This is a genomic window from Agromyces sp. NPDC056965 (genome assembly GCF_042673425.1).
In the GTDB taxonomy this organism is placed as follows: domain Bacteria; phylum Actinomycetota; class Actinomycetes; order Actinomycetales; family Microbacteriaceae; genus Agromyces.
Genome location: NZ_JBHURI010000116.1, coordinates 1 through 9264 on the forward strand (window position 1 = coordinate 1; position 9264 = coordinate 9264).

Below are 9264 nucleotides of genomic sequence, written 5' to 3' on the forward strand. Positions count from 1 at the left end.
ACTCCGACTACGGCAGTTCGAACGCCTGCACCTCGGCGAGCTGCAGCCGGTAGAACCCGATGCGCCCCTCCTCAGCGGTCGGACGACCGAGTTCGGAGACGAGCACGCGCAGGTACTGCGCCTGCACGGTGTCGAACCCGTACGCCTGCGGCCTCGGCCCGGGGTCGGCCTGCCCGGTCACCTCGCGCACCGTCGTCCACGTCGTGCCGTCATCGCTGACCTGCACCGCGAACGACTTCGGGAAGTGCGCCCCGTCGGTGCCGTCGGCGGCCTTGTCGTCGGCGGTGGCGGTCCTCGGGTAGAGCACGACCGTGTTGAGCGACTTCGGCTCGCCGAGGTCGAAGGCGAGCCACTGGTCGACTCCCGTCTGCGACACGTCGGGACCGTTCGAGGTGTACCCCTTCGCGCCGCCCGCGAGGCTCTCGCGCTTGCCGTCGACGAGGTTCGCCGTGCCCCAGCCGGGCCCGGCCTGCAGGCTGGTGCGCGCCGAGACGGTCGATCCCGCCAGCACGTTCTCGCCGGCGTCGAGGCCGGCGGCGAGGGGAAGGATCCACACGTCCGCGATCGAGGGGTCGTACGCGCCGTCGACGTCTTGGAACCGCAGTCGCACGGTGCCGTCGGCCGTGGCGTCCGAAGCGGCGACGACGAACTGGGAGCTCATCGTGCCGGCACCGCCCTCGGTGCGCGTGTACCGCTGCTCGAAGACCGTCTCGCCGTCGGCGGAGATGTCGTAGGTCTTCTGCCGCGCCGCGTCGAACGTCTCGACCGTGCGAACCACGAACGGCTCGCCGGCCGGAACAGCGACGTCGAACTCGAACCAGCCCCCGGGGTACGACGTGTGGGTGTACCGACGGGTGAGCCCCGCCTCGGGCGACGTGCCCGAGTGCTCGGACGCGGTCAGTCCGTGCGCCTGCTCGGATGCCGCGAGCCCGAGGTCGACGTGGTCGACGACCACGGCCGGCGTGTTCGAGAGCTCGACCGCGAGCGAGGCGGTGCCCCGCTCCTCAGCCGATGCACCGACGGCCGCGGTGAGTGCCGCCGCGCCGCCCGTGACCGTGAAGGGCACGGCGACCTCGACCGTCGAACGGGCGGATGCCCCGGCGCCGACCTCGAACGCCGCCTCGACCGGAGCCCAGCCCTCTGGCCCCGTCACCTGCACCGAACCGGATCGGTCACCCGCGGTGCCGTTCACCAGGTCGACGGCGACCACCACGACCTCACCGGGGTGGGCGGACGCCGGCTCGACCGTGACGGCGCCGACCGTCACGGGCGCGGCGACCGTGAGCTGCGCCGCCAGCGGCAGCGTCACCTCGGTGCCGTCGTAGCGGTAGCGGAGCGAGCCCTCGAGACCGTACCCGCCCGGGGCGGCGTCGGCCGGGACCGCGACGTCGAATGCGAACGTCGTCGACGAGCCCGGCGTGTACTTCCTGGCGCCGTCGGCGACCACCGCGGTGACCGTCCATCCGTCGGCGGACGACAGTGCGGCCTCGACGTCGCTCAGCTTCTTCTTGCCGCTGACGTCGACCGTGATCACGGCGCGGGCCGCGTCGCCCGGGAAGCTCCCCTCGGCGGGCGTCGTCAGCGAGACCGACGCGCCGGCGAGCGTCGCGCACGCGGCGGCCAGCTTCTCGGCGGCCGGAGCGAGGATCGCCCGGAGCGTGTCGGCGGTTCCGGCCGCGAGTGCGCCTCGCCCCACCTCGCGATCGAGGTAGGCGGTGATCGCCTGCATCGAGCTCAGCGTCTTGTGCGCGGCGACCGCGGTGCGCACGTCGCGCTCCCGACCCTTCTTGCCGTCGACGAAGGCGTCCCACGCTGTGTCGGCACGATCGTCGAATTCGTCGGCCAGGTCGTCGAGGGCCTTCGCCTGCGACTTCGTCAGCGCGCCGTCCTTGCGCAGCGCCGACACCTGGTCCTCGGTCGCCGATGCCGCGTCACGGGTGTCGCCGAGGCGGCCGAGCGTCACGTCCTGTGCGAAGGAGAACTCGCCCGAGCCCACCGCGAACACGGCGTCGCCGTCGGCGTAGCGCACGAACTCGATGCCCTTCACGGATGCCGCGGGCTTGCCGCCCTCGGTGATCGCCCAGCGGCTCGTCGTCGGGATGCGGATCTCGGCGGTCGTGTTCGCGGGAACGGTGACGTCGAGCTGCATCGCGCCCGAGGCATCCGTGCGCCACGACGACGCGACCTCGCCGTACGGCGTGTCGACCGAGGAGGCGACGTGATCGATGCCGGCGCCCGTCTCGGGCGCGATGAGCACCTTTCGGTAGCCGGGCTCGAGCGCGGAGATGCCCGCCATCGTGCGATACATCCATTCGCCGACCGCGCCGTAGGCGTAGTGGTTGAACGAGTTCATCTCGACGGGCCCGAAGGTGCCGTCGGGCATGATCGAGTTCCAGCGCTCCCAGATCGTGGTCGCGCCCTTGCCGATCTCGTAGCCCCACGACGGGTAGTCGGTGTTCTGCAGGAGCGTGTAGGCGATGTCGGTGCGTCCGATCTCCGTCAGGGCCGGCAGCAGTCCGTCGACACCGAGGAAGCCGGTCGACAGGTGGTTGTTCCGCCGCTCGAGCGTCTCCACGAACTGCGCCGCGACCTCGTCCTCGAGCCCTGCCGGGATCAGGTCGTTCGTGATCGTCAGGATGTAGGCGGTCTGCGAGTCGCCCCGCACCGTGCCGTCCGCGCCCACGAACGCCGCTCCGTACGCCGCCTTGATCGCCCCGTAGCGCTCCATGTAGAGCGCAGCGTCGTCGTCGCGGCCGAGCGCCGCCGCCATCTCGGCGAACTCGCGGGTGCCCTTCGCGACGAACGCGGTGTCGATGACCGTCGCTGGGGTGTCGTCGTCGAGGTTCAGCCAGTCGTTGTATCCGCCGACGTTGCGGATGTGGTCGACCGACGTGGCGTCGAGGTAGTCGACGTACCGCTTCATCGAGTCGTAGCTGTCGACGAGGATCTGCGTGTCGCCGTAGGCCTGCCAGAGCGAGTACGGCACGTGCACGCCGGCGTCGGCCCATCCGGCCCGGCCGTAGCCGCCGTCGAACCGTCCGGGCACGACGGGTGCGACGCCCGGGAAGGCGCCGTCGGCGCTCTGCGTGTCGCGCAGGTCCTGCAGCCACTTGGTCAGGAACAGCTGCGAGTCCATGTTGTAGTTGGCCGTGTTGGCGAAGACGTTGATGTCGCCCGTCCAGCCCATGCGCTCGTCGCGCGCCGGGGTGTCGGTCGGGATCGACAGGAAGTTGCCGCGCTGGCCCCACACGATGTTGCTCTGCAGCTGGTTGACGAGCGACGAGGAGGTCTCGAGCGCGCCGGTGGAGAGGTTGTCGGTGCCGACGACGACGCCGGTGATGTCCTCGGCGGACGGCGCCTCGTCGACCCCCGTGATCTCGACGTAGCGGAAGCCGTGGAAGGTGAACTTCGGTTCCCACGTCTCTGCGCCGTCGCCTGCGAAGGTGTAGTAGTCGGTCGCCTTCGCTCCGCGGAAGTTGGCCGTGTAGAGCGTGCCATCGGGGTTCAGCACCTCGGCGACGCGGATCCGGGCCGTCTGCCCGGCTTCACCCTGCAGGGTCACCCGTGCGTGGCCGACCATGTTCTGGCCGAGGTCGTAGACGTGCACGCCGTCGGCGGGGCTCGGCAGTTCGGTGGCCGTCAGCTCCTGGGTGACGCGCACCGGCGGGTCGATCTGTGGTTCGAGCTTCCCGGTCGCCGAGGGCCGCTCCACGACCTTCGACCACTCGCCGTCGTCGTAACCCGCCTCCGACCACGCTCCGAGCGATGCCGCACGACGGGCGTCGTAGGTCTCGCCGTCGAGCAGGTCGGCCGAGGTCGTCGCACCGTTCGTCGTGCGCCAGCCGTCATCGGTGGCGACGACCTCCTCGGATCCGTCGGCGTACCGGATGCGGAGCTGGGCGATCAGGGAGGTGTCGCTGCCGTAGACAGAGTCGCCGAACATCGCGACGTTGCCCGCGTACCAGCCGTTGGCCACCTCGGCGCCGAGGGCGTTGCCGCCGCCTTCGAGCTGATCGGTGACGTCGTAGCTCTGGTACTGGATGCGGGTGTTGTAGTCGGTCCACCCGGGGGCGAGCTGCTGGTCGCCGACCGGCTCGCCGTTGAGCTGGAGCTCGTACACGCCGCGTGCCGCGGCGTAGATGCGCGCCGACGCGACCTTCTTCTCGACGTCGAACTCCGTGCGGAGCAACGGCACGTCGGCACCGAAGGCGAACCACGGTTCGGTGTTGCCGGAGACGAGGAGCTTGCCGCCTGAGACGGTGCCCGACGTGAAGGTGCGGTCGCCCGCGGGGAAGGTCGTGTCGACCAGCACCTCGCCGGATTCGGACGTGACCTTCACCTCGGAGACGAGGCCGGTCTCCGCGCCGTTCGTCCGGAAGCCGACGAGCCCGGGCGCGGTGTGCGCCGTGACGGTGCGCGTGTCGAGCACCGTGCCGTCGACCTTCGTCACGACGGTCGAGCCGTCGACGGTGATCGAGTACTCGTGCTCGGCGGCGAAGTCGAAGCCCGCGGGGAACGGCGTCGCCGGCAGCACGGCGAAGCCGCCGTTGGTCTTGACGTGCGGGCGAAGCGAGCCCTCGCTCTGGCTGAGCTGCCACATGTCGGCGTTGCCGCTGTCGCGGCCCCGGAAGTACACGCCGAGGGCGCCGGAGATCTTCGACGCCGTGAACGTCATGGTGTAGTCGGTCCACTCCGCGGGGATCGACGTGTCGGCGCCGATCCACTCGGCGCCCGCCCAGTCGTCGGCCCCGGCGAGTGCGGTCTCGAAGGTCGCGACGTCGCTCCACTCCGAGGCCTGCCCGCGTGCGTCCCACACGCGCACCTGCCAGGCGTACCGGGTCGCCCCCTCGAGGCCGGGCCCGCCGAACGGCACGTCGACCGAGGCGGCCGATGCGACCTTGCCGCTGTCCCAGACATCGGGACGGGACAGCTTGCGCTCGCTCGTCGCGACGCGCACCTGGTAGGCGGACTGCATCGCACCTCGACTCGCCGAGGCGAGCTGCCAGCTCAGCCGCGGAGCGGTGAGCGGGATGCCGATCGGGTCTGCGGCCGAGTTGGCCTCGAGCGCCCCGACAGCGACTCGATCGGTGTGGCGTGACGCCGCGACGGCCGGAGCCGGTGGTGCGGTGAGCACTGATGCGAAGACCGTACCGGCGATGAGCACACCGGCCGCGGCACTGCGGAAGTAGGGTCGCACGCGTTTCTCCTCTTTGATGAAACGATTCATTTTGCAGCGAACAGTCAGGAGCCTATCCAGCTCGTGAATCCGCGGTCAACCCTTCTTCGACAACCCGCCCGCCGCGTCTCGAGGCCGCCGCCGCACCCGGAGACGGGAACGGGCGGCCACGTCCGGCCGCCCCTCCGCCGCGAACGCGATCGGGCGCGAACACGAACGGGCCCGGATGCTTCGCGGCATCCGGGCCCGTTCGGGCGTCGTCGACTACGCCGCAGCGCCGTCGGCGACGGCCGTCGCGTGCGCGGCGCGGAGCACGGCACCGAGCTCGGCATCGACGTTCGTCCAGTACTGGAAGAACCGCTCGCGGATCTCGTCGACCGTGATCGAGGCCGCCTGGCCCGCGAGCGTCGCCTGCAGGCGGAGCTTCGCCTCGGCCGAGTACACCTCGCGGTAGAGGGTGCCCGGCTGGCCGAAGTCGCTGTCATCGGCGCGCAGCGTGTAGGCGGCGCGCACGAGCTCGCCGTCGCTCTCCCAGCCGCCCTCGGCAGCGGCTTCGGCCGACGCGACCGGGCCGCCGAACGAGTTCGGCGCGTAGACCGGCGTGGTCGGCGCGTTGAAGGCGTGGCGCTGGGCGCCGTCCTGCGAGTAGTTGGCGACGGATGCCGCGTGCGGCGCGTTCACCGGAATCTGGTTGTAGTTCGTGCCCACGCGGTACCGCTGCGCGTCGGGGTAGCTGAACACGCGCGCCATCAGCATCTTGTCGGGGCTGATCGCGATGCCGGGAACCGTGTTCGCCGGCGAGAACGCGGCCTGCTCGATCTCGGCGAAGAAGTTCTGCGGGTTGCGGTCGAGCGTGAGCGTGCCGACCGGGATCAGCGGGTAGTCGGCGTGCGGCCACACCTTGGTGAGGTCGAACGGGTTGAACCGGTAGGTCTTCGCGTCGTCGTAGGGCATGACCTGCACGTGCAGGTCCCACTTGGGGTGGTTGCCCGCCTCGATCGCCTCGTGGAGGTCGCGGCGGTAGTAGTCGGCGTCGGCTCCGGCGATCGCCTCGGCGCTCTCGGCGTCGAGGTGCAGGTCGCCCTGCTGCGAGCGGAAGTGGTACTTCACCCAGAACTTCTCGCCCTCGGCGTTGATCCACTGGTACGTGTGCGATCCGAAGCCGTGCATCTCGCGCCACGACTTCGGCAGGCCTCGGTCGCCCATGAGGTAGGTGACCTGGTGCGCCGACTCGGGCGAGAGGGTCCAGAAGTCCCACTGCATGTCGGCGTCGCGCAGGCCCGAACCGGGCAGGCGCTTCTGCGAGTGGATGAAGTCGGGGAACTTGATCGCGTCGCGGATGAAGAACACGGGCGTGTTGTTGCCGACGATGTCGTAGTTGCCCTCGGTCGTGTAGAACTTCACCGAGAAGCCGCGCACGTCGCGCCAGGTGTCGGGCGATCCCTGCTCGCCGGCGACGCTCGAGAAGCGCAGCAGCGTCTCGACCGTGGAGCCGGGCTGGAACACCGCGGCACGCGTGTAGGCCGAGACATCCGCGGTCACCTCGAAGCTGCCGAACGCGCCGCCGCCCTTCGCGTGCACGATGCGCTCCGGAATCCGCTCGCGGTTGAACTGGGCGAGCTTCTCGACGAGATAGCGGTCGTGCAGCACCGTCGCGCCGTCGGCGCCGATCGTGAGGGAGTGGGCGTCGCTGGCGACCGGCGTTCCGGTCTGCGTCGTCGTGGGCGTCGTGATGGATTCCGACATGGCGTCCTTCTCTCTTCGTTTCTTTCTCTGGGATCGCCGACGCGAGGGTCGACGGGGCGCAGTGAGGGTGCGCCCGAGTTCGGGCGCGCCGGATCGATCCGGCGCGGGATGGAGTGTCGAGTGCGGTACGGGAACGCCGGCGGGCCGGCTTCGACTTCAGCTCAGCGCGGCGCTCGCACTGCACTCGGGGCAGAGGCCCCAGAAGGTGACCTCCGCGACGGCGATGCGGAAGCCGTGCGTCTCGCTCGGCGTGAGGCAGGCGGCCTCGCCGACGACGCAGCCCACGTCGAACACCGTGCTGCACCCCGTGCAGACGAGGTGGTGGTGGTTGTCGCCGACGCGGGTCTCGTAGAGCGCCGGCGAGCCGGCCGGCTCGATCTTGCGGAGCAGCCCGGTCTCGGCGAGCGCGCCGAGCACCCCGTAGACCGCCTGCCGAGACGTCGTCGGCAGCGACACGGCGACCCGAGTGTGCACCTCGTCGGCGTCGAGGTGCTCGCCGGGGTGGAACGCGCCGAAGACCGCGAGGCGCGACTCGGTGACCTTGAGCCCCGCGCCGCGAAGCACGGCGGCGGCCGCTTCGCGTTCGTCGGCGGCAGTCGGGCTCATGTCTCGAACCTATCAGTTGTCTTGATTCTGTCAAAACAACCGAGCCGTCGTCAGCTCTTCCCCCGACCGCGCGAATGCCGCATGATGGCTTGCACCCGCAGATCGAAGGAGATCGCCGCATGGCCAGGAGCACGTACCCCGACCTCACCATTCCCGACCAGTCGATCTACGACTACCTGTTCGGCGGCCTCAGCGACGAAGAGCTCGACCGGGTGGCACTCATCGACGGCACGAGCGGCGCCGAGACGAGCTATCGCCAGCTCGTCGGCCAGATCGGGCTCCTCGCCGGTGCGCTCGCCGCCCGCGGAGTCGGCGTCGGCGACGTGGTCGCCCTGCTCTGCCCCAACGTGCCCGCGTTCGCCACCGTCTTCCACGGCATCCTGCGCTCGGGCGCCACGGCGACCACCCTCAACTCGCTCTACACGCCCGACGAGATCGCCAACCAGCTGACGGATTCCGGTGCCACCTGGTTCTTCACGGTGTCACCGCTCCTCCCCGGTGCGAAGGCCGCCGCGACGCGACTCGGCATCGCCGACGACCACCTCGTGGTGCTCGACGGCGCCGAAGGGCACCCGTCGCTGCGCGACCTGCTGGGCGAGGGGCATCCGGCGCCCGAGGTCTCGTTCGACCCCGCGACCCACCTCGCCGTGCTCCCCTACTCCTCGGGCACCACCGGGCGCCCGAAGGGCGTCATGTTGACGCACGCGAACCTCGTCGCGAACATCGAGCAGGCGCGCGGCTCCATCGGCCTCGTGCCCGACGACCGCGTGCTCGCGGTGCTGCCGTTCTTCCACATCTACGGCATGACGGCCCTCTTGAACTACGCCCTCAAGCTCAGGGCCGCGCTCGTGACGATGCAGAGGTTCGACCTCGTCGAGTTCCTCCGCATCATCAGCGAGCACCGGGCGACCTGGGTGTTCATCGCACCGCCGATCGCGGTGGCGCTCGCGAAGCATCCGCTCGTCGACCAGTACGACCTCTCGAGCGTGCGGGTCGTCTTCTCGGGCGCCGCTCCGCTCGACGGCGCGCTCGCCGAACTCGTCGCCGCCCGCATCGACTGCACCGTCGCGCAGGGCTACGGCATGACCGAGACGAGTCCGGTCACGCACGTGATCCCCACCGACCGCGACGACCTCGACCGCTCGACCATCGGGTTCCTCGTGCCGAACACCGAGGCCCGCCTCGTCGACGTCGAGACGGGCGTCGACGTCGAGGTGCCCGCCGGCGACGGCGCGAGCGAGCCCGGCGAGCTCCTCATCCGCGGCCCCCAGGTGATGCAGGGCTACCTCGGCAACGCCGAGGCGACCGCCGCGATGCTCGATTCCGAGGGCTGGCTGCACACGGGCGACATCGCCACGGTGACCGCCGACGGCGTCTACCGCATCGTCGACCGCCTCAAGGAGCTCATCAAGTACAAGGGCTACCAGGTGGCACCGGCCGTGCTCGAGGCCGTGCTGCTCGGGCACCCGTCGATCGCCGACGCCGCCGTCATCGGCGTGCTCGACGACGATGGCCAGGAGGTGCCGAAGGCGTTCGTCGTACTGCAGCCCGGCACCGAACTCGACGGCGACGCGGTCATCGCGCATGTCACCGCGCACGTCGCACCGCACGAGAAGGTGCGCGTCGTCGAGTTCATCGAGGTGATCCCGAAGTCGAGCGCCGGCAAGATCCTGCGCAAGGACCTGCGGGCGCGCGAGCAGGCGGCGACCGCCTGAGCCGCGAGCGAGCGGATGCCG

General features: G+C 70.4%; 4 protein-coding genes. 1 reads left to right on the forward strand and 3 read right to left on the reverse strand.

Going from position 1 to position 9264, the window contains the following annotated elements:
• Positions 1-7 precede the first annotated feature (7 nt).
• The 3 genes from ACFTQE_RS19015 to ACFTQE_RS19025 form a co-directional block, all read right to left on the reverse strand.
• Positions 8-5197, reverse strand: coding sequence for a family 78 glycoside hydrolase catalytic domain (locus tag ACFTQE_RS19015; protein ID WP_376926540.1), 5190 nt, complete (start codon positions 5195-5197; stop codon positions 8-10).
• 243 nt (positions 5198-5440) lie between these two features.
• Positions 5441-6922 (reverse strand): catalase, encoded by a 1482-nt coding sequence (locus ACFTQE_RS19020; protein WP_376926541.1) that lies wholly within the window; start codon positions 6920-6922, stop codon positions 5441-5443.
• A 156-nt stretch (positions 6923-7078) separates the two neighbouring features.
• Positions 7079-7528, reverse strand: coding sequence for a Fur family transcriptional regulator (locus tag ACFTQE_RS19025; protein ID WP_376926542.1), 450 nt, complete (start codon positions 7526-7528; stop codon positions 7079-7081).
• A 119-nt stretch (positions 7529-7647) separates the two neighbouring features.
• Between ACFTQE_RS19025 and ACFTQE_RS19030 the strand changes: the two genes are divergently transcribed.
• Positions 7648-9243, forward strand: coding sequence for an AMP-binding protein (locus ACFTQE_RS19030; RefSeq protein ID WP_376926543.1), 1596 nt, complete (start codon positions 7648-7650; stop codon positions 9241-9243).
• The last annotated feature ends 21 nt before the right edge of the window (positions 9244-9264 follow it).